Annotated in this window: 16 protein-coding genes; 1 reads left to right on the top strand and 15 read right to left on the bottom strand. The window is 66.9% G+C overall.

All coding sequences use genetic code 11. The features are described 5' to 3' along the window. Positions 1-130 precede the first annotated feature (130 nt). The gene (locus ACZ5MJ_RS27985; RefSeq protein ID WP_464224193.1) at positions 131-832 is read left to right on the top strand and encodes a GntR family transcriptional regulator; all 702 of its coding nucleotides are present in this window, start codon (positions 131-133) and stop codon (positions 830-832) included. A gap of 12 nt (positions 833-844) precedes the next feature. Here ACZ5MJ_RS27985 and ACZ5MJ_RS27980 read toward each other — a convergent pair whose 3' ends face one another. The 15 genes from ACZ5MJ_RS27980 to mdtD all read right to left on the bottom strand — a co-directional run bounded on the left by ACZ5MJ_RS27980 (position 845) and on the right by mdtD (position 24,734). Next, complete coding sequence (locus ACZ5MJ_RS27980) at positions 845-2,209, bottom strand: efflux transporter outer membrane subunit (protein WP_464224192.1); 1,365 nt, start codon at positions 2,207-2,209, stop codon at positions 845-847. Positions 2,210-2,234: 25 nt separating this feature from the next. Then, positions 2,235-3,413, bottom strand: coding sequence for an HlyD family secretion protein (locus ACZ5MJ_RS27975; RefSeq protein ID WP_464224190.1), 1,179 nt, complete (start codon positions 3,411-3,413; stop codon positions 2,235-2,237). Further along, positions 3,414-3,890 carry a DUF3302 domain-containing protein gene (locus ACZ5MJ_RS27970; RefSeq protein ID WP_464224189.1) on the bottom strand — a complete coding sequence of 159 codons (477 nt, stop codon included), beginning with the start codon at positions 3,888-3,890 and terminating at the stop codon, positions 3,414-3,416. Further along, positions 3,887-4,258 (bottom strand): hypothetical protein, encoded by a 372-nt coding sequence (locus ACZ5MJ_RS27965; protein ID WP_464224187.1) that lies wholly within the window; start codon positions 4,256-4,258, stop codon positions 3,887-3,889. Before ACZ5MJ_RS27965 ends, ACZ5MJ_RS27970 begins: the two co-directional genes overlap by 4 nt. Positions 4,259-4,383: 125 nt before the next feature. After that, the gene (locus ACZ5MJ_RS27960; protein ID WP_464224186.1) at positions 4,384-7,329 is read right to left on the bottom strand and encodes a hybrid sensor histidine kinase/response regulator; all 2,946 of its coding nucleotides are present in this window, start codon (positions 7,327-7,329) and stop codon (positions 4,384-4,386) included. Then, positions 7,329-7,979, bottom strand: coding sequence for a response regulator (locus ACZ5MJ_RS27955; protein WP_464224185.1), 651 nt, complete (start codon positions 7,977-7,979; stop codon positions 7,329-7,331). The genes ACZ5MJ_RS27960 and ACZ5MJ_RS27955 overlap by 1 nt, the downstream gene beginning before the upstream one ends. A gap of 330 nt (positions 7,980-8,309) precedes the next feature. Next, a complete protein-coding gene (locus tag ACZ5MJ_RS27950; protein ID WP_464224184.1) occupies positions 8,310-11,645 on the bottom strand; it encodes a hybrid sensor histidine kinase/response regulator in 3,336 nt (1,111 codons plus the stop codon). Positions 11,646-11,735: 90 nt separating this feature from the next. After that, positions 11,736-12,509 (bottom strand): helix-turn-helix transcriptional regulator, encoded by a 774-nt coding sequence (locus tag ACZ5MJ_RS27945; RefSeq protein ID WP_464224183.1) that lies wholly within the window; start codon positions 12,507-12,509, stop codon positions 11,736-11,738. 129 nt (positions 12,510-12,638) lie between these two features. After that, the gene (locus ACZ5MJ_RS27940) at positions 12,639-13,280 is read right to left on the bottom strand and encodes a response regulator (protein WP_464224181.1); all 642 of its coding nucleotides are present in this window, start codon (positions 13,278-13,280) and stop codon (positions 12,639-12,641) included. 133 nt (positions 13,281-13,413) lie between these two features. Beyond that, the gene (locus tag ACZ5MJ_RS27935) at positions 13,414-16,779 is read right to left on the bottom strand and encodes an ATP-binding protein (protein WP_464224180.1); all 3,366 of its coding nucleotides are present in this window, start codon (positions 16,777-16,779) and stop codon (positions 13,414-13,416) included. Between the two features lie 222 nt (positions 16,780-17,001). Further along, a complete protein-coding gene (locus tag ACZ5MJ_RS27930) occupies positions 17,002-19,569 on the bottom strand; it encodes a fimbria/pilus outer membrane usher protein (RefSeq protein WP_464224178.1) in 2,568 nt (855 codons plus the stop codon). Between the two features lie 116 nt (positions 19,570-19,685). Next, positions 19,686-20,456: a fimbria/pilus periplasmic chaperone gene (locus ACZ5MJ_RS27925; RefSeq protein ID WP_464224177.1), complete on the bottom strand. Its 771-nt coding sequence runs from the start codon at positions 20,454-20,456 to the stop codon at positions 19,686-19,688. A gap of 99 nt (positions 20,457-20,555) precedes the next feature. Further along, a complete protein-coding gene (locus ACZ5MJ_RS27920) occupies positions 20,556-21,113 on the bottom strand; it encodes a fimbrial protein (protein ID WP_464224175.1) in 558 nt (185 codons plus the stop codon). A 285-nt stretch (positions 21,114-21,398) separates the two neighbouring features. Further along, the gene (gene treF / locus ACZ5MJ_RS27915; RefSeq protein ID WP_464224174.1) at positions 21,399-23,183 is read right to left on the bottom strand and encodes an alpha,alpha-trehalase TreF; all 1,785 of its coding nucleotides are present in this window, start codon (positions 23,181-23,183) and stop codon (positions 21,399-21,401) included. Positions 23,184-23,309: 126 nt separating this feature from the next. Continuing rightward, positions 23,310-24,734: a multidrug transporter subunit MdtD gene (gene mdtD, locus ACZ5MJ_RS27910; protein WP_464224173.1), complete on the bottom strand. Its 1,425-nt coding sequence runs from the start codon at positions 24,732-24,734 to the stop codon at positions 23,310-23,312. Between the last annotated feature and the right edge of the window lie 186 nt (positions 24,735-24,920).

The raw sequence follows: 24,920 nt of genomic DNA, 5'->3' as shown, positions 1-24,920 counted from the left end.
CTTTGTTCAGGAACATTAAAGCACTAGTATATTAGTACGTCAATGTGGGTGAATTCCCTTAGAATCCTCGAATCCGTCCGGCCTGGGATCCGTCCTTGTGCCGGCCAAGTTACTTGATCAGCTCTCCTTCATGCGCGCAGCACTTTCCTCGCCACCGGCCCAGTTCCAGTTCGACCGTACGCGCCACGCCGCGCCGCAGGTATTCGAACACCTGCGCGACCAGATCATCTCGATGGCCTTGCCGCCCGGCACCGTGCTGTCCCGCCCGGAACTCGCTGAGCAATACGGCATCAGCCAGACCCCGGTGCGCGACGCGCTGATCCGCCTGGGCGAAGAGGGCCTGGTCGACATCTTCCCGCAGCACGCCACCGTGGTCAGCCCGATCGATGTCGCCGTGGCCACCCAGGCGCATTTCCTGCGCCGCTCGGTCGAACTGGAGATCGTGCGCACCCTCGCCCTGCAGGCCGACCCGGTACTGGTTGAGCGCCTGCGTGCCACGGTGGCGCGGCAGCGCATGATGCTGGAGCTGGAAAACCTGGACGAATTCACCGTCACCGACCAGGCCTTCCACCGCGCACTCTATGAGGCCGCCGGGGTGCCGGACCTGTGGGCGCTGGTGCGCCGGCAGAGCGGGCACCTGGACCGGCTGCGCCGCCTGCACCTGCCGATTCCCGGCAAGGCGCTGGCCGTGCTGCGCGACCATGACGCGATCGTCGACGCGATCGCGTCGGCGGACCCGGCGCGTGCGCAGGACGAGGTACGCGCGCATTTGTCGGGAACCCTGGCAAACATCGACGAGATCCGCGCCCGCTTCGCCGGGTATTTCCGATAAGGCTCCGGGCGCTCAGGCGGCCTTCCCGGCCCAGTCACCGCCTAACGCCAGCAACAGCGCAATGCGCTGGTTGAGATGATCCCCTTGCACGCTGACGAGATCCATCTCCGCAGCCAGGAGTGCCTGCCGCTCCTGCAGCAGGCTACGCTGGTCCGAGGCCCCAATCCTGACACGTGCCTCCTGACGCTGTACCAATACCCGGCTTTCGTTCACCCGCTCCTGCAACTGCCTGCCGCGCTCCGCAAGGCTGGACTCGGCCTGCAACCCCGCTTCGACTTCCGCCAGTGCCTGCAGGGCACTGTTGCCATAGGCAATCAGCGCGGCCTTCTGCTCGGCGGTGTAGTAGTCGGCCCTGGCCTTGAGCGCTCCCCCCGTGAAGATCGGCGCGAAGAATGAGCCATTCAGTCCCTTGACCGGGCTGCCGGCCCGGTTGAGCAGGAATACGTCGCTGCGGATGCCGGTGATTGCCGCGCTGATCGAAATGCGTGGCAGGCGCGCGGCTTCGGCCGACTGCCTCAGGTCGAAGGCCGCGGCAACGCGGTGCGCCGCCGCCGTCAGGTCCGGGCGGCGCTCGACCAGGTTCGCCGGCACGCCTGCCGGGGGGGCTGGAGGCACGGCCGGCATTTCCAGCGCCGCCGCGATCTCTCCGGCAGGGTAGCGGCCCAGCAGCAGCTCCAGGGCCTGCGCAGCCTGGCCTCTGGCCAGTTCGGACTTACTGAGCGCATCCAGATACGTTCGGAGCGACTTCGTCGCTGCCACCAGCTCGGTGTCTGGCGCAGCGCCGATGGCAACCCGCCGGTCAGCGATCTGCACGAGTTGTTCCTGGATGGCCACCGCCTGCCGCTGCCGCGCTTCCAGCTCCGCATACTGAACCAGCGTGAACCATGCCCTGGCCGTGGTTGCCGCGACCACTCGCCTGGCCCAGGCACAATCGTCCACGGCTGCGGCGTATTGAGATTCCGCCGCCCGCGATTGCGCGCGGATGCGCCCCCAGAGATCAATCTCCCAGCTGGCGCCAATGGAGAGGATCTGGGTTTCAGAGTTGCCGGCCCGGCCCTTTGCACCAACGCTCGGGAACAGGCCGCTGCCTTGCATGGTGACTAGCGCCTGCGCCTGCTGGACACGAACCGCGGCGAGCCTGAGATCGCCATTGTGGGCCACCGCTTCCCGCACCAGCCGTTGCAGCTCGGGATCATCGAAGGTGGCAAGCCAGCCGTCCGCGGGATCGCCCGCTACGGCCTCGTTCGCCCAGGTACACTGTCCTTCCAGCGCCGGGACGGCCTGGCGCTGAAGCTCGGCGCCACCGGGCGGCGCCTGCAAGGCGCACCCGGAGAGCAGGGCAAGCTGGAGCGCCAGCACGGCCGGAAAGGTCTTCATGAGATGTGACGACACAGACTTCCCTTCAATGAAGCTTGAACACCAGATAGTTGAGCTTGGAACTGACGCGCAGGAAGACCATGCGGATGATGTGGAACATCTGCATGTGCGTGGTATAGATGGCGCCCGCGCCGACAGCCCCGACCGGGAACATCAGGCCCTTTGATTCATCGCGCAGGTCCAGCTTGACCGCGAACCGGTTCGGCACGGCTTCGGCGGCACCGGTGTTGGGGATCATTCCGCCCTGCGCAAACTGGCCTTGCGACTGCGCCCAGATGATCGAATCCACTTTCGCCTTGATGATTTCCCCCGGATTCGTCGGCAGATACAACTCGGCGAGGTCTCCTTCCCTGACCTGGTAAAGCTCGTTCTGCTTGTAGAAGGCGATCACCTCCTGCTCGTCTTCCACGAAACTGAACGCCGGCGAGAAGGGGAACGGAACCAGCATGGTGCCCACGCGCACCTGCAGATTCACAACCCTGCCGTCAGCCGGCGCCCGATAGACGGTCTGGGCGAGTTCCCACCTGGCGTTCTCGAGCATGACTTCGGTCTCCGCGCGCTTGGCGCGCGCGGTGGCAATGGCGGCAAACTCGCCCTGGCTCCTGGCTGACAGCTTCTGCCTGGCCTCGTCCTCGGCGGCTTGCGCGCTGATGAGTTCACCTTCCAGCTCGCGCTGCCGGGCCAGGGCATCTTCCCGGTCGAACTTCGAGCCGGCGCCAGCCGCGAGCAGCGCCTCATGTTCCTTGAGCCGCTGGCGCGCCAGCGACAGCCTGGCCTGGACGGTGCCGACTCGTCCGGCCGCGCCGCGCACCGATTCGCTGAGCTGGCGAGCCGCGGCCTGGGCCTCTGCAAGCGCGGCGTCGTCGGCCATCAACCTGCCCTCCAGCTGGCTGACCGAGGCCTGATAGGGGGTCGGGTCGATGCGCAACAGCACATCTCCCTTCTTGTAGCGCCGGTTGCCCTCGGCCGGAAGCTCGACGATGCGCCCCCGCAGCTGCGGCACTACCTGGAGCACCTTGCCAACGACCCGGACATCATGGGACGAAGGCGCCACCACGTTGAGCGTCAGGATCAGCAGTGTCATCGCGACCACCGGAATCGTGACCACGATGACCATGGACGTGGTGTTCCACGGCAGCCATCTGCACTTGAAGAAGACCAGCCAGACGGCCAGCGCGTAGAGACCTAGCAGCAGCGCATCCATTCAGATGGGCTCCTTTGCGCCGATCGCCGTCGCCTGCGCCCGCAGGGCCGCGACGTTGCGGGGCCCGGTCGAGACGGCATGATCCGCACTTGAGCCAGGTTCCGCCCTGGCAGGCCGTATCGCGTCGTCGTCCGCCGGCGCCTTGTCGGTGCCATAGGCAGCCCGGTAGAACACCGGCTTGGTGTGCGCCCAGAGCCAGGCCATCGGCCACAACAGTCCCCCGAAGAAGAGCGACAGCAGGCACAGCGCATGAATGGCTTCCTTCTGCGGATGCTGCTTGCGCTGAGCCACCTTTTCCGGCCAGATATGCAGCATCCAGAACAGGTAGATGCCTGCGATCGGCACAAATATCAGCACCACCCATGAAATGGCATTGGCAGCGCTTTCCAGGGCCTTTCCGCTCAGCGCGGATGCAAGCGCCGGCTCGCACATTGCCAGCAGGCCGACGCCGGTCAGCAGATATCGATGCAGTTTCATTCGAAGGCTCCGTCGGCTCCGTCGTTGCGGCACGGGCATGCGGCATCGGCACCTGCGCTTGCCGGCGCATCGTCTGCGTACAGCAAGTTGTACTTGCTCTCGCCGGGGTCGCTGGCTCCGCGGCAGACCGCGGAATCCGCGTCCGAAGCGATTCCGGAACAAGCATCTTCCTGCCCGGCGGAACCGCCCAGCCCCTGGCCGGGCGAAGCCAGTCCGTACGACTGCCCCGCGCAGGCGATCAACAGGGCCAGGGCCAGGTTCGCCACCCCGCGGCCGCCCGCGCCCGTCCACGTGCAATGTCGTCTCGAACCGATCGGGGCAGGCGCGTCCGCGCGCCTTGTCGGGACAGGGAGGCTGTTCTTGATCATTCCTGCAGTTTCCTTCGATGTGAATCAGATGCCGTCGACGCATACCGGCATGGCGGTCACGTCTGCGTTGAGCGCATACCTTATGCCGGAGGACCGGTCCCCGCTATCAAAGAAATTAGAAAGTGTCAGCCAGCGTCCAGTTGCTGATACACCCGGCCGAGGCCCTGGGCGATGTACGCGGATTGAAGGTCGACCTCGTCGTCCCAGCATTCGACTTCCGCTGCGTAATGGCGCAGGTCCTCGCAAAGCTCGGACAGTCCTGAGCGCCCGAAGACCGCGAGCGTGCCCACAATGCGATGCAGCAGTCGTTCCAGGCGGGGCATGTCCCGCACTGCCCGGATTGCGTGGTATTCGTCCAGGTCCGCCCTGGCCTGCGCCAGGAACGCGCCGGCATACCCGGCGGGAATCTGCGGCAGCTCGGGGAGATCCTCGTCGGCCGGCAACGCCGGCGCCGCCTTCGCATCGCCCGCGTGCGGAGCGCCTGCGGAATCGGCAACACCTGCGAGGACCGAAGCAAGAGCCGCCACGGACACCGGCTTGGTGAAATAGCCCGTGAATCCGCTGGCCTGCCCTTCAGCCACATCCTCGGGCCTCGCGCTTGCGCTCACGGCATAGACGGGAATCCCCACCCCGCGCCGCTTCAGCTCACGGAGCAGGTCGAATCCATTCATGACGGGCATATCTATGTCCGTCAGAACCACGTCTACACTCTGCGCCGAAAGCGCTGCCATGGCGTCGCTACCGTTACCCGCTTCGATCACCTTCGCACCCAGCACGCGGAGCTGGTCCCGCAGGAGATTCCTGTTCAGCAGGTTGTCTTCCGCGACCAGCACGGAGAGCCCCGCAAGTGCGGCGGTGATTTCCTCATGCATGGCGGCCCCGGTTCGGCTTCTGTCCGCGTGCTCCGGCGGTGGAGCTTTTGTGATGACCGCCTGCGCGGCATCGAAAATGCCGGACAGGCTATAGGCAGATACCTCCCGTCCACCATCCGGCCGCATGACCGCGACGAGCGGCCCCAACTGCTTCAGCCACAGGATCGAGGCCGGCTTTCGCCACCAGGCAATGACTTCGTCCGGATCGAATGCTTCGGTCACCAGCAGGCAGTCCCACCTGTCAGCGTCAACCGGGTCATCCATGTCCGAGCGGGCTGACGGCTCACAGGTCCCCCAGTCGAAATGGTTGAGCATCCCCTCAAGGCACTCCGGCTCACGGGACAGGACCAGCGTCCGGTTCCGCGGCAGACGGGGGTGCACCGCCGGCCGGTCCGGATCCGAAACACGAAGGGGCAGGCGGACCGTAACGCGGGTTCCGACACCCAATATGCTGTCCAGCGCGATACGGCCGCGCATCCGCTCCACCAGCCGCAGGCAGATCGACAGGCCAAGCCCGGTGCCCCGGGCCTGCGCAAGACGATTGTTGTCGACCTGGGAGAATGGCTGGAAGAGCCTGCCCTTGTACTCCTCCGGTATACCGATGCCGGTGTCGGCAATGACGATCTCAAGACTCTCGTCCACCCATTGCGCACGCAGGACAATCTTTCCGGACTGGGTGAACTTGAATGCGTTGCCAAGCAGGTTGTTGATGACCTGGGTCAGACGCACCGGGTCAAGATCGAGCCGTGCCGGGATGTCCTTGCCATACACAGCAAGGAAGCTCAGCCTGCGCTGCGCCGCCAGCGATGCGTGCGAGATCGCAATGCGGCTGAGCAGCTCCGTGACCACGACGGGCTCTTCCGCAATACGCAATGCCCCCAGGTCGATTTTGGAAAAATCGAGCACATCGTTGACGATCCGCAGCAGCCCATCGGCGGACACCTGCATGGCGCTCAGCCTCGCCCGCTGCTCCGGCTCCAGGGCCCCCATGGCGACAAGCTCCATGTTTCCCAGCAGGGAAGAAAGCGGCGTGCGTATTTCGTGACTCATCGACGCAAAGAAGGCCACCCTGGCCCTGGCCGCCGCCTCACTCGCAAGTCTTGCCTCCTGCTGCAATTGCTGCGCGCGCGCTGCCTCGGCATAGGTGACGGTCAGGAAGCGATAGTTCCAGTATCGGTACGTCGCTACCAGCAATGCAATCAGCGCGGCCGTGATCAGGCCGATGGCAATCCACTCTTCTCGCATTGCCTGGAACTGCTGTCCGATCGGGAGCGCAAAGATCAGGTGGCCAAATTCCGCGACGAGTGGCGGCCGGCGCAGTGCCCAGCCATAGCCCTGGACCCAGTGGAACATCCCGTCCTGACGCTCGTCGAGCCGGGCGTCGAGCCGCTCCGCATTGGCCCTGGCGCCTGCCGCAACCAGGGGAATGCCAAGGCTGTCGAAGACAATTGGCTCCGGGATGGACAGGTTTGCCGCAGCCGGCCGCGCCAGGCTTCGCAGCCGCAGTCGCGTCAGGACGATGGCGTAGAGCGCGTCGCCCTTCGCGACCAGCGATGCGCCCACCATCCCCGGATCCCCATCGGCCGCCCTCGCCGGGAGTGCCAGCCAGACGACGCGCTTTTCCCTCGCTGCCTGCAGGAAATCCATGTCCTGGTCCCGGAAGCGCTGAAGGATCGTCCTGGTAATCGCTGACGACGGCATCGGCGCAGGCGTTGGCGATGCGCCTGACGTTTCATAGCGATACGTCGCGCCGTCCGCGATCGAGATCATTTCAATCGACGGCTTCTGGCTTGCGGCAGTCAGCATCCGCACGGATTGGTCGCAGCTCTGCTGCAGGACATCATTTGGCGGAGCCGCCGGGGAAACCTGCGCGCAGAGGCGGTGGGCCTGCCTCCCCGCGGACAAAGGGAGTGTGCTGTTGGCATGCAGCTCCAGGATCAGGTTCGTCGCGGCCAGGGTGCTCCGGCGCTCCAGGACGGCATCGACGACACCCTGCTCATACAAGCGCGCGACCTGTTCCTGGGCACGCAGCGAGCCATTCAGCCGGACGAACACGGTTGCCGAGGCGATCGCCATGGCAACCAGCCCCAGCAACACCACCACCATCGAGAACACCCGGCGTTCCCGGTGCAGGTTCCGCTCGACTGCGTGGGCAGCCTGTGCTGACAACTGCTCCGGCGGCTCGATAGTTCCTTGCATCAGGCCAGGCCGTTGTCGCGCGCATAGGTGACAAGGTCCGCATTGCTGGTGATGTTCAGCTTGCGCATGGCTGAGCGCTTTTGCGTTGCCACGGTGGCGAGGGATCGATGGAGATACCCGGCGATTGCCGTGACGGTGCTGCCGGCCGCAAACATCCGCACCACTTCGATTTCCCTCGGCGACAGCGGGCTCGCGCTGCCGCCGGCCACTGCCCCCGCGCCGGACATCCTGGCCGCCATGCCCGGTGACAGGCGCTGGCCAAAACCGGCCATCGCGTCGATGCAGATTTGCCTCAGGATGCCAGGCGCCTCGTGCTTCCCCACGATGGCGTTGACGCCCATCTCCTTGATGCGCGTGAGCAGGCCGCCGTTGGTCAGCATCGTGAAGACGACGACCGGCGTATTGGGGCAGGACTGCCTGAGTCGATGGATCAGCCGGAGTCCGTCGTCATTGCCCTGGGAGCGCTCCATCGTGAAATCCGTGACGATCAGATCGGGCTGCCGCGTCTCCAGCGCGGCGCAGAGTTCCTTCCCGGATGAGCACATTGCAGAGACCTGGACATTCGGGATCTCGCTCAAGGTGGCCTTGACTGCGAGTTGAATCACCGGGTGATCATCCGCGATCACAATGGAAGAGGTACGTGGCGGCATGGGCATTGGCTTTGCGCTCCCTGGATCGACTCCGGGAGGGCATTCACGGGCAGCTGCCAGGGCGCGACCAGACGGCGGCCCAGGCTGCATAGGGCTCCGGATTCTACTAAGCGGCTCTCACGTCAGCTTGACAATACGTGCCAGATACTTGTCCGCTCGTCCCACAGGCGGCAAGAGTGCTTCAGCAACAACTCCAACCAAAAAAAGATCGCCTGCTGGGGAAGCAGGCGGCAGGGAAAATCTCGCAGCGAAACGCACCGGGAGAATGTGGGGCGACCAGGGCGTGATGCCCCACGGACGCAGTATCGGGCCCGGCGCGTGGCCACGCCATCAGGCATGCCTTAAATCGGGCGCTTGATTGCCGCCCTGCAGTTCCAGCCCGTCCGCCAGTTGCTCCAGTTCGGCATGGAAGGCCTGCCAGTCAGCGCCAATGGCGGCCAGCCCCGAGCGCCGCACCGCCTGCTCCAGCCAGCGGCAAGCCTGGCTCTGCAGCGCATGGCCCATGACCGAAAGCGCCCCCGCCAACCCGTGCAGCCGTTGGGCGAACGCCTCGGCATCGCCCGCCAGCAGGGCCTCGGCCAGTGCGCGCTGGTCGCGGCGCAGCGCTTCGGCGTGCAGCAGCGCGTCGCTGCCCGCATGCGGGCCTGGCGTTGCCCGCGTTGCCAGGTGGGTGCCGGACAAGTCTTCCAGCAGCTGGCGCAGCGTCGGCAGACCGACCGGCTTGGTCAGGCAGCGGTCGATGCCGGCCTGCTGGCAGCGCTCGGCCACATCGGGCCCCACGCTCGCGGTGATGGCGACGATAGGCATGGCATGGCCGGCGTCGCGCAGCCGCCGCGCCAGTGTGAAGCCGTCCATGCCGGGCATCTGCAGGTCGGTCAGGATCAGGTCATAGCGCCGTCCCGACGCCAGCAACAGGGCCTCGGGGCCGTCGCTGGCCAGGTCGACCGATTGACCCAGGTTTTCCAGCTGCTCGCGCATCACCACCTGGTTGATGGGGTGGTCTTCCACCAGCAGCAAGGCCAGCTGCGTGGCGGGCGCGTCGTCGCGCGCAGGCGCTGCTGCCTGCGCCTGCGCCACCTCCGCGCCCGCGGCGGCGGCGATGGCCGCGAGCAGGCCGCGCCACGCGTAAGGGGATGCCACCACCGGCGTCTGGGTCAGGTCCGGCACCGCCGGCGCCATCGCCGACACCACCACATCTGCATCCGGGCAGCGGCGCATGGCCTCCTCGTCGCAGACCAGGACGTCGACCGGCGTCGCCGGCGGTGCTTCGGGATCGTACCTGACGGCACGCGCGCCATAGAACTGCAGCAGTTGCTCCACACCGTGGTAAAGCTCGCGCAAGGTGACATTGAGACCGACCGTCAGTCCGCGCAGCGCGGCCTGCGGCCACGTGTCCGCCGGCGCTTCGATACCGGCGCTGATGCCGGCGCGGGCCAGCGGCAGGCTGACGATAAAGCAACTGCCCAGGCCCGGCTCGCTGACAACGCGGATCTCGCCGCGCATCAACTCGACCAGCCGGCGGCAGATCGACAGCCCCAGGCCGGAGCCGCCATAGTGGCGCGTGTCGGGCTGCTCGGCCTGCACGAAGGGCTCGAACAGGCGGCTCTGGTCCTGCGCGTCGATGCCGATGCCGGTGTCGATCACGCGGATCTCGACACCATCCGCACCGTTGCCATCGATTGACGGCTTGCGCATGGCCGTGACGATTACCTTGCCCTGTTCGGTGAACTTGACCGCGTTGCTGACCAGGTTGTTCAGGATCTGCTCCAGCTTGACCACGTCGGCCGTCACCGGCTCGGCCAGTGACGGGTCATTGACGCAGAGCAGGCGCAACTGCTTGCGCGCGGCCTCCGCCGCAAAGCGCCGGGTCACTTCCTCGACGATCTCATCGAGGCGGCACGGCCGCGGCTGCAGCGACATCTGCCCGGCCTCGATCTTGCTGAAGTCGAGCACGTCGTTGATGATGTCGATCAGCGACTGCGAGGCATGCTGCATCACCGCCAGCTGGTCGCGCTGGCGCGAATCGAGCCGGGTCATGCCAAGCAGCTCGATGCTGCCCAGCATGCCGTTGAGCGGCGTGCGGATTTCATGGCTCATGGTGGCCAGGAACGAAGACTTGGCATGGTTGGCGGCGTCCGCGGCGCGGATCGCCTCGCGCAGGCGCGCTTCGCTGCGCCGCGCCTCGGTGACGTCGTTGAGGGCGCACAGCACTGCGGCACGGCCTTCATAGGTAATCTCTACCAGCCGCACCTCCAGGGACCGCATCTCGCCGTAGCGGCCAGCCATGTGCACATCGAAACGGGGCAGTACCTGCGGCGGCCCTTCAGCGTCGGCGTCGCCGCTGGTCAGCCGCGCGTCGCAGGCATCCTGCAGCTGCGCCAGGCCCGCGGACGTGGCCTGGTCGATGAGCGACTGCGCGGCGGCATTGGCCAGCAGCACCTGCCGCGTGCTGCGCTCGACGATCATCAGGCCGACGCCGGCAACTTCGATCACGAACCGCCCGAGAGCATCGCTTTCCTGCAGGCGCAGGGACTGGCGCTGCGCCGGGCGCATGATGCGGCGGTCGATCAGCCAGATCCACGCGAGGATCAGCACCGACAGCGAACCGGTCAGGCCCAGCATCCACAAGGTGTTGTGCCGGAACTGGTGCCACACGTGGCGGAACCCGACCACGCCCACCGTGCGCCAGCCCCAGGCGTCAAGCTGGTACTCCAGCACCACGGCATGGTCCAGCCCTTGCCGCACCAGCGCCGAGCGCACCATACCCGGGCGCGCACCGTGCGCCGCAAGCGCTGCCACGACCGGCTGGTCGAGGGTGCCGCCCGGCATGCCGTCCGCGGTCAGCACCGTGCCGGCATCGGTCACCAGCATGAAATCGCCATCGACGGTCTGCCCGTCCGGCAGCATCGGCGACAGCGGAAACTCCATGGCAAGCAGCGCGGCCGGCTCGCCCGCGCATGGCACCAGGGTGACGAAGGTGACCGTGCGCATGCCGCTGACCCAGTCCTGCGCCGGCGGCAGCACCATTGCCTGGCCCGGATGGGCGCGCAGGCGTGCGAGCAGGGCATCGGTGCGCAGGCGCGTGAGGGTGTCGCGCAGCAATGTCTGGCGCGCATCGTCACGCTGCAGCAACGCGCGCGCCGGTTCCAGCCGGCGCGGGATGACGTAGAACTGGTCGGCTTGCAGGTCGATCAGGTAGGCATTCTGCACGTCGCGATACTGCAGGTTGTTGACGCGGAAGGTGAACGTCATCATGTCGGCCAGGCTTTTCAGCCTGGTGCCCGGCGTCCCGGCGTGGCCCGCCGCGAGCAGCAGCGGGATGTACTGGCGTTCGCCGCGGCGCAGCAGGCGTTCGGTCCATTGCTCATCGCTGAGCGCGGCCAGCTCGTCGGCCAGGCCGATGTCGGCAAGCCGCGCCAGCGATCCCTGCGCACGCACGGTCAGGGCTTCGGCCCAATGCAGCTTTGCCTGCAATTGTTCGGACTGCGACTGCAGCACCATCTCCTGCCGGTCGATCGCCTCGCGCAGGCGGTAATGCAGCAGCACTCCCCAGGACAGTACGGTCAGGCCCAGCACGCAGGCCGAGAACAGGCAGACCAGATATCGAATCTGGCGAATGCTCAACGGCAACGCGGAGCTGCTGCCGGTCGACACCAGCCTTTTCATCGCATTCCTCGTCTTGACATCGCGACTGCCCGGAGCATCCGGCCAGTTCCAAAATCGTCGTGAGCGTAGCCGCCGGCAGCGCCGGCCATCTCACAACATGCCGCGCTGGATGGCGAAGGCGGCAAGCTCCACGTCGTTCTCGGCGCCGATCTTGCGCATGACGCTCTGCTTTTGCGTGCTGATCGTCTTGACGTTGCGGCCGGTACGTATGGCGATCTCGGTCACGGACATGCCGCAAAGGTAGAGGCGCAACACCTCGCTTTCGCGGGTGGTCAGCAACTCGGCCCAGTCCGTGCCATCCGCCAGGCTGCTGCATGGCCTGCCCCAGATCAGTTCACAGGCGAGTTCCGAGACCGAGGCCAGGTCCAGGTGGGCCATGCAGACCGCCTTCACCACCTCGTCGACGTTGTCCCTGGCGGTCACGACATTGCGGCAGCCATCTTTGAGCAGCCGCAGCACGCCGCCACGATCCGCGACGTTGGCGATGGCGACCACGCGCTGCCGGCCCAGCGCGGCAAGCCGCGCGCCGAGACGTGCGTAACCGGAAGGATCGGCGGCGCCGGCGTCCTCAAGGGGGAAACGCAATGCCACGACGTCGCACGACCCCTTCAGCAGAGCCTGCACCAGGCCTGTTTCGTCACCCACCAGGCCAACCAGATCGATGCTGGCGCTGGCCGCGAGCCGCCGGCCCAGCAGGCGCCGCATGACAGGTTGCGAGTCCGCGACGATCACCCGGATTTTTTCCATGGCCGCCTTACGCTCCAGCGTTGTCATCCTGCAGTCAGGATGGGCTATCCGCCTGGCTTGCGAAATCAGCCAAGCCTGAAAATGCCACGGTAATTTCTGACCAGTTGGATGACGCACGGCCGCCGCGTCGCAGCCGGTGCGCTGCGTCAGCGGCGGCGGGATGAAATCAGCCGGAGTTCAGGGGGAACGTGCAGAGGCAGGCCGCTGCGTTGGCCCGCAAGGGAAAGGAGGAAGCGCGGAGGTGTATCAGGTACCGCCAAGCAGGCCGTTGGTCCTGGCGTATTCGTATAGCTCGTAGTCGTTGGCCAGGCCCAGCTTCTTCATGGCGATGCTCTTCTGCGCGCTGATGGTCTTGCTGCTGCGGTTGGCCTGGCGCGCGATCTCGATGACCGGCACCCCGGCAGCGCATTGCCGTATCACTTCAAGTTCGCGCCGTGTCAGCACCGGGCGGCGCGAGGGTTCATCCAGCCCGCCCGAGGCCAGGATCGCGCGCACCGACTCCGGCTGGTAGCTCAGCCCGCTGAACGCGGCACGCACCGCGGGCACCAGTTCGTGGACCGGATCGGTCTTGTTCAGGATCACGGAAATGCCCACCTTCTGGATATTGCGGATCAGCGCCGGATTGTCCAGCATGGTCATGACCACGATCCGGGTGGTGGGGTAATGGCGGCGCAGCATCTGCAGCATGGGCAGGCCATCGCCGAATTGCCCGCCGGGCATGGAGTAGTCGGTCACGATCACGTCGCACTCCGTGCTTTCCAGCAGTTCCACCAACTGCGTGGAATTGGCAGCACTGCCCACGATCTGCATGCCCACTTCACTCGCCAGCACCCGGCTCATGCCGTCGAGGACGACGGGGTGGTCGTCGGCGATTACTACCTTGATCATTCATGCCCCCTTGCCTTTTTGTCGGTCCCGCGAGTGGCCTGTGCGCCGCAGAACTGAGCCGGCATTCCGTGCCGGTCATCTTTGCTGACTTGTAGTTTAGGAGTCTTCCGAAAAACCAGAATTAAGGGAACCCTTAAATAGTATCCGGCCAATCGCCTCGGGCCGCATCCTTTTTGCCTTTCTGACCGCTTTCGTGGGCGCTTTCTTGACTGCCTTGCTGGCCGCCCCTCTGGCTGTCAGAACCTTCAAAGTATTCTGCAAGATACAACGCAAGGTTGTCGACATGGCCCTGCACGACTTCCAGTGCCTGGGCCGCGCCAAGTTCCAGTTCCCGGCACAGTTCGACAATCTCTTCGCCGTCCTCGGCGTGCGCCATGGCCCCGCGCATGCGATGGGCATGATGGCGGACCGCCTTCAGTTCCCCGCAGCCAGCCGCGGCGGCCAGGTGCTGGAAATCCTCGCGCATGGTGCGTTCCAGCAACATCATGCTGGCGAGATTATCCTCCGCACGGGCGTGGCCGGCCGCGCCCCCGGCCCCCTGGGCCAGGCCGGGTGCAAGCGCCGGCAGCACGGCGCGCAGGCATTCGGCCAGGTCGCCCAACAGGATCGGCTTGGACAGGTAGCGGTTCATGCCGGCATCCAGGCAACGCTGCGCCTCGCCCTCGGCGATGCTCGCGGTCAATCCGACAATGGGAAGCAACGCATTTTCCGCGCGCAGCCGGCGGCTCAGCTCATAGCCGTCCATCCCGGGCATGTGGACATCGGTCAACACCACGTCGAACCTGCGCTGGTGGAACGCCGCCAGCCCTTCTTCGGCGCTGGCGGCCAGCTCCGGTCGGCAGCCAAGGCGTTCGAGCTGCTGCTGCATCAGCAGCCGGTTGTAAGGGTGGTCGTCGACCACCAGGATCTCCAGACCCAGCTGTGGCGTGGGGTTCACCAGGGCAGCCGCCGGTGGCGAACTGACCGGCGCCATGCCGGCCGCCTTGCAGAAGGCCCGCAGGATGCCTGCCTGGTGATAGGCGCTGACCAGCCAGCCGCCAGCGACAGGCTGCGCTTCTTCCGGGCCGTCGCCGCGGGCGAAGACCACGCCGGCGTAGCCGCCGGGCAGGGTCTGGGCCTTGCGGGTGGCAACCAGCAGCACCATGCCGGGTTCCGGTGCGGGCCCGCGACAGGCAATGGCCCGGCACCCGAGCGCGGCAAGATTGACCAGCGCGTTGTGCAGCACGGCCTCATCGTCCGCCAACACGGCCACCGGCGGCAGCAGCGGCTCGAGCGGCATGCGCGGCGGACCTTCCGGCAGCCTGAGCACGACACGGAAGACGCTGCCGTGGCCCGGCTCGCTGGCCACTGCAATCGTGCCGCCCATCAGCGTGGCCAGATGGCGGCAGATCGACAGGCCCAGCCCGGTCCCGCCAAAACGCCGGGCCGTTGACGCGTCGGCTTGCGCGAACGGCCGGAACAGCCGCGCCTGGACCTCCGGCGCAATGCCCGGGCCGCTGTCCTCCACTTCAATCTGGATGGCCGTCTTGCCGTCCCCGACTGCCGCGCCGTGCTGAGGCGCCCACTGCAGGCGCACGATGACATGCCCCGCCCCAGTGAACTTGAGCGCATTGCCGAGCAGGTTGCCGATGATCTGGCGCACCCGCACCGGATCGCCCACCAGCCAGGGCAAGCCCGGCTGCGGAAAGCTCGACAGCGCCAGGCCCTTGCGCAGCGCGATCGGCGCCTGGGCACGCATCACGGATTCCAGCAGCGCCACCGGATCGAAAGGCACGGCGTCCAGTTCCATCTGGCCGGCCTCGGCGCGCGAATAGTCGAGCAGATCGTCCAGTATCTGCAGCAGGACCTGCGATGAAGCCTGGATGGTCGACAGCATTTCGCGCTGGCTCTGCGCCAGCTCCGTCAGCGACAGCAGCTCCAGCGTGCCCAGCATGCCGTACAACGGCGTGCGGATTTCGTGGCTCATGGCGGCGAGGAACTGCGATTTGGCGGCGCTGGCCTCTTCCGCCAGCTGGCGCGCCCGTGCCAGGGCGCGATGCGCCTCTCGTTCATCGGTGACATCGTGGATGGCGCACAGCAGCACGTCCTCGCCCTCGAAGCGGGTATGACGGCCGACCACCAGCACGTCGCGTGTCTCCCCGGCGCCGGTCGGCACCTGCAACTCCAGCCGCGCGGGCCCGGTGCCCGGCCGCGCCAGCATCTCATCCAGCCACGGCCGGCCCGCGACGCAGGTGTCGAGCGGCAGCCACTGCGCGGCCCGCGCATTTTCGGCCCGCACATGCGCGTCCGCGGTGCGCACCACCCGCAGGCCGACCGGGGCGGCCTGCATCACGGCACGGTTGAAGCGCTCGCTGTCCTCGATCCGCTCGGCATTGCGCTGCATCGGCACCAATACCCGTCGCCGCAGGATGTCAGCGCCGGTCAGCACCACGGCGAAGCCAAGCCCGTAGAACACAAGCGCCGCCGCCAGCGCCAGGCCATGGTCCGCCAGCGCCTGCGACAGCGGGTAAACGTAGACCGCGCGCCAGTCGCCATCCCGGGCCATGCTGCCGATCATCAGGCTGCCCTGCTCGAACCAGTAGGCTACGCCTTGCTGATCGCGGCCCAGCTCGCGCGCCACCCGCTCCCCCAGCCCTTGCGTGCGCAGCCAGCCTGCGTCGTCGCCCTGGAAAAGCAACCGGCCCCCGCCATCGAAGAACACCGCACGCCTGCCCTCCGGCACGCTGGCATCGCCCGTCAGCGCGCGGACCTGAATGGCAGTCGCGGCATACGCCAGCAGGTTTCCACCGGCGTCGCGGACTGGCAGGAAGCAGCTCAGCAACTGGCCCTGCTCGATGGTGCCCGGATAGCCCGGATAGGGCCCGGCCCAAAGCGGTGCCGCGGCCGCCTTGTGCCGGGCCTCGCGCGACCGGTTCGACAGCGCCTTCGCCCAGTTGCTGACAGCATCGGCGACCAGCGGCCCGTTCAACGCCAGCGCATCCGGCAGCGGCGGTGTCACGAACGCCTCGCTCCCGTCGCCAGCCACGAAGGCCGAACGCACGCCCTGCGGCGCGGTGCCCCAGTACGCGCGCTCGAAGATGGCGAATCGAACGATGTGCGAAGCCGTGGCGAGCCGCCCCGCCGCTGGCGACGGCGCGCCCATCATCACCGTGGCGGGATTGATCAGGCCGGGCACCTCGACGGTGCGGGCACTTCCGGCAGGCACTGCGCGCAACATGGCTTCGAGCTGGCCAGCCGGCCGGTCGCTGCGCACCAGCCGGTACTCGGGCCCGGTGATCTCGGCCATGCGCCGGACAAAGTACTCATGGGTGGCCTTGACCTCCAGCACCGCGCCGAAATGCAGGCGGCTGGCCGACGCCTGTTCCCAGAGGATGCGCTGGAACTGGCTGTGGAGGAACAGGGCAAGGAAGCTGCTGATCACCACGATCAGCGAGGCAACGACAACCGTGAGCAGGCGGCCTTGAATCCGCTTGTGCGCCCGCGACAGCCAGTTGACCATTGACGGCCTCCGTCCGGGCAATGCGTGGCGCCACAACGCACGCGGCGTGGGGATCAGCAAGCGCCCGAGGTGAGTGAAATTCCGACTTCGGAATTATGCCTCACGCTGGCATGCGGTTATCGTTCATGCCCGTGTTGGGTGCTTCGGCATGGCACTAACGTGCTTACAGGCAGATCATCGTGAAGGTCATTGTCTGGCAGTCAGCTTGACTGAATCAGTCGATCAACGGCAGCTGGCATCCACCACATGGTACGACGCGCCGGCGACACGACCAACCTTGGGCAAGGCATAGTCCAGTTTGCAACCTTGCGCGGCGCCGCTGCCCCATGTCACGGTCAACTGGCCGGCGTCCGCCTGGAGACCGCGCGCAATGACACGGCCGCCTTGCGCAACGGTGCCGATGCTCTGGCCCTGCGCATCGCTCACTTGCGCGCCGAACGGCAGCGGCTTGCCATCCGGGCCCCTGGCGCGCAGGATTGCCGCCCGGCCGGGGTTGTCGGTCTCGAACTTCATCTTGACGATTGCGCCCGCGGTCGGTGCCACGTTCTGCTGTGTGGCCTTCAGTTCCACGCTCATGGGCAGCCCCTTCGGGTCCAGCTCGATCTGGTTGATGGCGAACGGCGTCAGGGTCGGCACGATGGCATGGCCCCAGGGGTCTACGCGCAAGCCGCTGCCGTTGGCCAGGCGCGCGCCCGCTGCATCCTTGGCCTCGATGATGGCCATGGTGTCGCCCGCCATCGGCGTGAATGCCACGCCGCCCGCGTAAGCGACGATGCCGCCACTGATGCCGATGCCGGCCTGTGAGTAGTTGCGGCCGGTGCTGGCGCTGGCGGTCACCGTGGCCACCGGCGACACATAGCCGACGTTGCCCCCCACAGTGGCGGTATCCCTGGTGTCGCCGCCGGTGTAGCCCGCATTCACGCCGTAGGTGAAGGCGTTGTCCTCGCCCAGCGTGCCGGTCACCGATTCCTGCAGCGAGGTGCCGCCGGTGGAATCGTGGGTCAGGCTGGTCATCGAGTAAGGTGCGTGCTGGCCCTTGCCCAGCGGGATGCCCACGTTGAGCATGACCCGGGTGTCCCACTTGCCCGAGCCCACATTGAACTGGCGCGACGCCGAGACCCCGTAGTTGATCCGCTTGTAGCTGTTGTTGTAGCCGGCCTGGAACTGGGTGTCGCTGCCGCCCCGGTTCCAGTAGTTCTGCGTGGAGCCGGACAGGTAGAACGAACCATAGCCCTGCGGCAGCATCTGATTGATGGTCATCTGCAGGCGCCCGCGCTGGATGCCGCTCATGAACATGCCCGCGCCCAGGCCGCGCTGGTCCAGGTCGCGCAGCGCCATGGCATCGGCCATGCTCAGGTAGCCGCTGCTGGAATAGCGGTAGGCGGCCAGCGTCAGGTTGGTATTGGTCGGCGCCACCAGCTTGCTGTATGAGAGCCGTACGGACTGGCCACTCCGGCTGGACGCGTTCTGCAGCGTGGTCCAGGCCTGCGTCACGTCGGCGCCGAAGGCGCCGAGGTCCGTGTTCAGCGCCCCGCCACCCATCACCGCGGTGTAGTCCTGCGCCACAATGAAGCCACCGTAGCCGGTCACCATATTGCTGATCCCGTGCTGTACCGTCCCCTGCATCAGCAGCGGCTTGCTCTGGATCGACGTGTTGCGGTACTGGCCCACGGTCACGCTGAAGCGCGTGACGCCCGGGCGCAGCGCATTGACGGCCGCGGCATAGGGCATGCGCGAGGTATGCACGCTGCCGTCGGCTTCGGTCACGACAATGTCAAGGTCGCCGCCGTAGCCCGTCGGATAGAGGTCATTGATCTCGAACGCGCCGGGGGCAACCGTGGTTTCGTAGATGATGTTGCCGCCCTGTCGGATCTGCACGCGGGCGTTGCTGTTGGCAATGCCATGAACGGTCGGCGCATAGCCGCGCTGCGATTCCGGGTACATCCGGTCGTCGCTGGCAACCTGCACGCCGCGGAAGCCGAAGCTGTCGAACATGGTGCCGTCGGTGAAGGCATCGCCGATGACCAACTGGCTCCTGATCGGCGCGATCGAGCGCTGCAGGCTGGTCTGCACGCTCTGGTAGCGCGTGCCGGCGAAGTCGTCGTGCGTCAGGTTGCCGAGATGGCGAAAGCGCCAGCCATCGAAGTTGAACCCGGCGTTCAGACCGACATAGCTCTGCGTGGCCGACATCCCGCTCGCATCGGAGTGGTAGACATTGGCGTTGTACTGCAGGCGTGCCGCGGTCACGCCTTCGTCCCAGTACCTGGGATCGACATAGCCGCGCGCCGAGCGCGACATGGCGATCTGCGGCACCGAGACGTCCAGGCGCTGCTCGCCGTTGTCGAAGGCGGCCGTGGCATCGGGGATCAGGTCAGGCAGCGATACGCATCCCGCATCCAGCCGTGCCGACGCTTCCGGCGAGAGCTTGGCCAGGTCTGCACCCAGGCGCCCGATCGCGTCGCGGTCAAAGCACGGCTGCACATTGCGGCTGTCTTCGCCGACCTGGCGCAGCGTCACTTCGGTGCGGCCCAGCCAGGCCTCGTTCACGTACAGGTCCGCGCGATAGCTGCCCGGCAAGGCCACGTTGCCCTTGTTGAAGCGGCTCACATCGATGCGGCTGCCGCCGGGCTGCTGCAGGAAGGTGTCGTTGAATTCAACTTCCGCCACCAGTGTCGACCTGCCGGTACCGCCGGGCGCTGCCCACGCCCCAACGCTTGCGTACAGGGACAGCACCACCGCACTGGCCGGACGCAGCCGGGACGGGAAGGAAGAGGTCTTCTGGATTTTCATTGGTGTTATGCGGGAAATCCGGCAATACGCGGGCAAGACTTGCCCATGCCGCTTGCGCGGCATCGTCAATCGGAGAAATCAGGCTGGAGATCGCCGGGCGCTGCCCGGCAGCGGGGTCAGCGCGAAGCGGCCTGGCTGGCGCTGCTGCCCAGTGCGGCTTCGCCGTTCACGGCGCCGCCGTAGTCATTGATGGCGTGGTAGCGCACTTTGGCGTCGGGGCCTTGTGCAACATCACCGGTCAGCGGGAACGTCTTGGTTTCGCCCGGGCCGACCATGCCACCCTCTTCGAACCTTGCGGTCTTGCCGCCGCCAACCAGTTCCAGGCTGGCAAACGACACGTGATACTTGCCGGGGTTGCTCGCTTCGAGCACGGGCTTGCCGCCGGCCTGGGCGAGGCGCCACGTGATGCTGCCCGGGGCATCTTCGACATTGCCCTTCAGGCCCAGGGGACGGAAGAACAGCTTGATGCGCGAGCGAAAGGCCAGCTGCAGCTTGTTGGCATCGGCCTCGTCAGCCGCCGGCTTGGGCGGGACCTCCAGCACATTGAGCCAGAACACGGACTCGCGGTCCTGCGCCAGCGGCTCGCCGGTGTAGATGATGCGCAGCGTCTGGCCCTTGCCCGGATCGATGCGCGACACCGGCGGGGTCACGGTAAACGGGACTTCGATCGACGCCGGCGCCGCCTTCGGGTCGCCCTTGTCGATCCACGCCTGCGTCAACGCCGGCGCCTTGCCTTCGTTGGTCAGCTTGATCGTGGCCTCGGTGTCCTTTGCGTGATAGATGACCCGCGTGCCCGCTATGACCACGGAAGCGTGCGCGTGCCACGCACTCATGAGCCCCAGCGCAATGACGCCGGCGGAAATCAGGGACTTGATGGTCTTTTTCATGTTGATAGCGGGGGACTTGATCGGGTGAACCGGCACACCTGGCGTTCGGGAAGGTGCGGAGCGCACCGGTAACACGCTCCGCACCCCGGGACCGGCGGCTTACTCGTAAGCGATGGTGTACATCACGCGCGAGTTGGCGGCACCGGCAGTCGCTGCGCCGGTTGCCACGTACTGGGCGAAATACGGCAAGGTGGCCGAGCCGCTGTTGATGGCAACGACATGGGAGTTCTGTGCCGCATCGGCAAAGCCGGCCTTGATGGCGGAGGCATCGCTGCCGTTCAGCAGGCCGATCTGCACGTTGCCGGCGCCGCCGGCATCCACGATCAGGTTGCCGGTGGTGGCGTCCGTGGTCGTGCCGGCTTCGAAGAAGGTATGCACGTTGCCGCTGTCCGGCGTGCAACCGGTCAGCGAGATATTGAACGGCGTGCGGCCGGCGGTCTTGCCTGCGGCGGACAGCGTGGTCGTCGAGACAACCGGCAGCGCAACGGTGAAGTCCTTGGAGCCCGAGCCATTGCCGTTGATCGTGCAGGTCTGGGCCGTGATCTTGCCGGTGAACTGGATGGTGCCGTCAGCGGTGGGGTCCGCCGCATGTGCGAACTGCGCGCCCATGGCGGTACCGGTAATGATCAGAGCGGCGAAGAGCTTGTTATAAGTCATGATGGTGAGTCAGATAGGTAAATGGTTGAACGGCGATGGAATCCGTCGGATCTCGCCCCGCCCCGTGGCGCCATTCAACTGCCAGATGGGTTTTGCAGTTGCCGGTCGCGCCGGGGACAACTGGAATATAGGGATGGCGCCTAGTGCCACCAATCAGGCAAGCCTTAGATCTGGCTCAGAATTTTTCCCTTTTGCGGCGGAAAGGCGACATCAGGATACGTATGCGTCACGGGACGTGTGCCAGGCTTGCCGGCTCATGGATGGCTGGGCCCCGCGCCCCGTGGCTCAGACCCGCTGCTCGTCAGCCGCCCCGCATGTGGCCGGCACCTCGCCATAGAGCGCCATCAGCGCACTGGCGATCCCGTTGGTCCAGCCAAACCCGTCCTGCAACGGGTATTCGCCCCCTCCCCCGCCTTTGGCCCGCCCCGCGCTCTGCCTGATGCGGTATTTCTCTACCAGCTTGCATTCATGGACATAGAGGCTGGCCACGGTCGCCAGCCAGCGCTGCGCGATCTCGCGCGCCAGGTCGTCGTGGCCATAGCGCGCCAGGCCGCGCACGGCCAGCCATTGCAGCGGCGCCCAGCCGTTGGGATGGTCCCATTGCTGGCCCGAGCTGCATTCCGTGGTGGCCAGGCCGCCGGCATCCAGCAGCCGGTCCGTCACCGCCCGGGCCACGGCTTGCGCCTGCGGTGCCTGGGCCAGGCCGAGATAGAGCGGCATCACGGTTGCCGCGGTCAGGCACTGGCGCGGCGCGCCGCGGCACCAGTCATAGTCGACAAAGGCGCCCGCGCTGCCGTCCCACATGGTTTGCTGGATGGCCGCCTCGCGCCGCTGCGCCGCGGTACGGTAAGCCTGTGCCGCGGCGTCGCCCGCCTGTTCGCACAGCGCGGCCAGGCGCATTTCCAGGTGCCAGAGCAGCGCGTTCAGGTCGACCGGCAACATCGCCGTGGTCCGGATGGTGGCCAGGTCGGCGGGATGGGAGGCTGGCGTGCATGGCGCATCGAGCCAGCGCGAGCTGAAGTCCCAGCCCGACTCCGCCGCGGCGCGCAGGTCGCGGAACACCAGGTGGTGGGGCCGGCCGCTGCGCATCGCGGTCTCTATGTCTTCCAGGAAGGCTTCCTCGCGCGGCCACGCGCGGTCGTCCCAGTAGCGGTTCAGCACGGCGCCGTCCAGCAGGCAGACCACCCTCCGGTGCGCGTGGCCGGGCCGCACGCAGTCGGCACCATCCATCCAGAAATCGTATTCCCGGCGCAGTTGCGGCAGGAAGTCGATGGCGCTGGCCAGTTGCTCGCGCTCGAGCAGGTCCACCATCAGCGCAAACACCGGCGGCTGCGAGCGGCTCAGGTAGTAGTTGCGCGTGCCGTTCGGCACCAGGCCGTAGTTGTCGATCAGGTAGGCGAAGTTGCGCGCCATTTCCACGATCAGGTCGCCGCGCCCGCTGCCGGCCAGGCCCTCCATGGTGAAGTAGGAATCCCAGTAGTACAGCTCGCCGAAGCGGCCGCCCGGCACCACGTAGCGGTGCGGCAGCGGCAACAGCGACGACTGCGGCGGATGGGCCACGGGCTCGCGCGTCAGCACCGGCCACAGGCTGTCGATATGCTCGCGCAAGGTGCTGGCGGGTTCGGACACGTAGTGGCTGTCCGGCACCGTGGCGCGGGTGAAATACGCCTGCACGAAATCGGCCAGCGAGAAGCCGGGCGTGTCGCGCAATGCACGGTAGCGCGCCACGATCAGGTCCGGGTCGCCATTGGGAATGCAGTCCGGGAAGGTCTTGCTGTCGGCAAACAGGCCGCTGTGCTGGACATCGACGAACAACTCGCCGTAGCGAGCCGCGGGCGACAGCATGTCGGCGCAGGCGCAGCCGGGCAGCGCGTGCGGCGGCGGGCAGTCGCGGTGCGTGACCAGCACGGGCCGCGCCGCCGCATGCACCTTGCCGGGCGCCGCGGCGGGCCCCGGCCCGGCGCCGGCGCCGTCAGGCGTGGCCGGGCCGGTGCGCGGCACCATGCAGCCGCCGGCAATCGGGGCTGGCGACAGGGGGATGGCGGGTTCGGGCTTGCCAGTCGGCTGCATGGCCCCCTCCTTTACCGGGTACTGCCGGCTCCTATGGATAGAAATAGGAGCCCGCAGGTGCGGGGTAAGTTCGCAGCCGCGCCGCAAAGCGGCGCATATGTCATGCGGGCTGCAAGGCGCGGCAGCTCACACCTCCTTCTCCCCGTGCCCGCCCGCGAGCGCCGGCGGGGCCTCCCGGGCCCCCAGCTGCATGAAGATCCAGGCCGACGCGCAGGTGATCAGCCCCATGCAGACGAAGGTAGCATGGAAGGCCGGCAGCACCGCCGCGGTATCGCCGCCGAAGCGGGTCTGGAAGGTCGCCAGCAAGGCGCCCGCCGACGTCACGGCCAGGCTCATCGACAGCATCTGCACCATCGACAGCATGCTGTTGCCGCTGCTGGCACCGGCGCCGCTCAGGTCCTTCAGCGTGACCGTGTTCATGGCCGTGAACTGGATCGAATTGACCATGCCGAACACGGCCAGCAACGGAATCAGCAGCCACAGCGGCAGCTGCGGCGTGATCAGCGCGAAGGCGGCCATCACCAGGCCCACCATGAAGGTGTTGCCGACCAGCACGCGGCGATAGCCATGGCGCTGGATCAGGCGCGTGGCCAGCCGCTTGGATGCCATGCCGGCGGCAGTCACCGGCAGCATCATCAGGCCCGCATTGAACGGCGAATAGCCCAGGCTGATCTGCAGCGTCAACGGGATCAGGAAGGGCATCGAGCCATTGCCGATGCGCGCGAACAGGTTGCCCAGCAGCCCGACGCTGAAGCTGTGGATGCGGAACAGCCGCAGCGCGAACAGCGGCTGCCTGCGGCGGTTGGCGTGCAGCCCGTAGGCGGTCAGCGCGGCCATGCTGGCAATCAGCAGCATCAGCACGGTGGCGTGCTGGAAGCCCAGCCCGGCCAGCCCGTCGAGCGAGAACGACAGCGCCAGCATGGCGATGGCCAGCAGCAGGTAGCCGGCGGTGTCGAAGGGACCGAGGCCGGTCAGCCGCGCATTGGGCATGTAGCGCACCGTGGCCAGTGCGCCCAGCACGCCGACCGGCACGTTGATCAGGAAGATCCAGTGCCAGGACAGGGCCTGCGTCAGCCAGCCGCCCAATGTGGGTCCGATCAGCGGGCCGATCATGCCGGGGATGGCGACGAAGCTCAGCGCCTGCAGGTACTGGTCGCGCGGGAAGGTGCGCAGCACCGCCAGCCGCCCCACCGGCAGCAGCATGGCCCCGCCCACGCCCTGCACCACGCGTGCGCCGATCAGGAAGTTCAGCGTCGGCGCGTAGGCGCACAGCAGCGAGCCCACCACGAACAGCCCGATCGCGGTCTGGAAGATGGTGCGGGTGCCGAAGCGGTCGGCCAGCCAGCCCGAGGCCGGGATCACCACCGCCATGGTCAGCGAGTAGGCGATCACCACCGACTGCATCCGCAGCGGACTCTCGCCCAGGCTGCGCGCCATCGACGGCAGCGCGGTGTTGACGATGGTCGAGTCCAGCGTCTGCATGAAGAAGCCGACCGCCACCACCCACAGCATGATGCGGCGGGTGTGGTCGTCGGGCTGGGGCGTGGTCATAGGGCGGGCTCCGGTCCGGCCAGCCCCCCGGTACCCCGGTGTGCGCCGGCCAAAGCCGACACCTTAATGGCCTATGGCGGAACAGGCAAATCGCGACCAGAAAGCCGCAGGGCCTGCCGGCCGGTGCCCGGTTCGGCACCTGCCTCGACAATTTCCGGAGGCAGCCTATCTTAGGGGTGTCAGTCC

It is taken from the genome of Cupriavidus sp. LA-1 (assembly GCF_055385985.1).
The sequence above is the reverse complement of the archived record's forward strand: the minus strand, read 5'-3'. Positions and strand labels throughout refer to the sequence as shown.

Coding starts and splice junctions, on each gene's coding strand:
- ACZ5MJ_RS27970 (WP_464224189.1), bottom strand. CDS start 3,890: ATGAAACTGCATCGATATCTGCTGACCGGCGTCGGCCTGCTGGCAATG.
- ACZ5MJ_RS27925 (WP_464224177.1), bottom strand. CDS start 20,456: ATGAAAAAGACCATCAAGTCCCTGATTTCCGCCGGCGTCATTGCGCTG.
- mdtD (WP_464224173.1), bottom strand. CDS start 24,734: ATGACCACGCCCCAGCCCGACGACCACACCCGCCGCATCATGCTGTGG.
- ACZ5MJ_RS27960 (WP_464224186.1), bottom strand. CDS start 7,329: ATGCAAGGAACTATCGAGCCGCCGGAGCAGTTGTCAGCACAGGCTGCC.
- ACZ5MJ_RS27975 (WP_464224190.1), bottom strand. CDS start 3,413: ATGGATGCGCTGCTGCTAGGTCTCTACGCGCTGGCCGTCTGGCTGGTC.
- ACZ5MJ_RS27955 (WP_464224185.1), bottom strand. CDS start 7,979: ATGCCGCCACGTACCTCTTCCATTGTGATCGCGGATGATCACCCGGTG.
- ACZ5MJ_RS27930 (WP_464224178.1), bottom strand. CDS start 19,569: ATGAAAATCCAGAAGACCTCTTCCTTCCCGTCCCGGCTGCGTCCGGCC.
- ACZ5MJ_RS27980 (WP_464224192.1), bottom strand. CDS start 2,209: ATGAAGACCTTTCCGGCCGTGCTGGCGCTCCAGCTTGCCCTGCTCTCC.
- treF (WP_464224174.1), bottom strand. CDS start 23,183: ATGCAGCCGACTGGCAAGCCCGAACCCGCCATCCCCCTGTCGCCAGCC.
- ACZ5MJ_RS27985 (WP_464224193.1), top strand. CDS start 131: ATGCGCGCAGCACTTTCCTCGCCACCGGCCCAGTTCCAGTTCGACCGT.
- ACZ5MJ_RS27935 (WP_464224180.1), bottom strand. CDS start 16,779: ATGGTCAACTGGCTGTCGCGGGCGCACAAGCGGATTCAAGGCCGCCTG.
- ACZ5MJ_RS27965 (WP_464224187.1), bottom strand. CDS start 4,258: ATGATCAAGAACAGCCTCCCTGTCCCGACAAGGCGCGCGGACGCGCCT.
- ACZ5MJ_RS27940 (WP_464224181.1), bottom strand. CDS start 13,280: ATGATCAAGGTAGTAATCGCCGACGACCACCCCGTCGTCCTCGACGGC.
- ACZ5MJ_RS27920 (WP_464224175.1), bottom strand. CDS start 21,113: ATGACTTATAACAAGCTCTTCGCCGCTCTGATCATTACCGGTACCGCC.
- ACZ5MJ_RS27950 (WP_464224184.1), bottom strand. CDS start 11,645: ATGAAAAGGCTGGTGTCGACCGGCAGCAGCTCCGCGTTGCCGTTGAGC.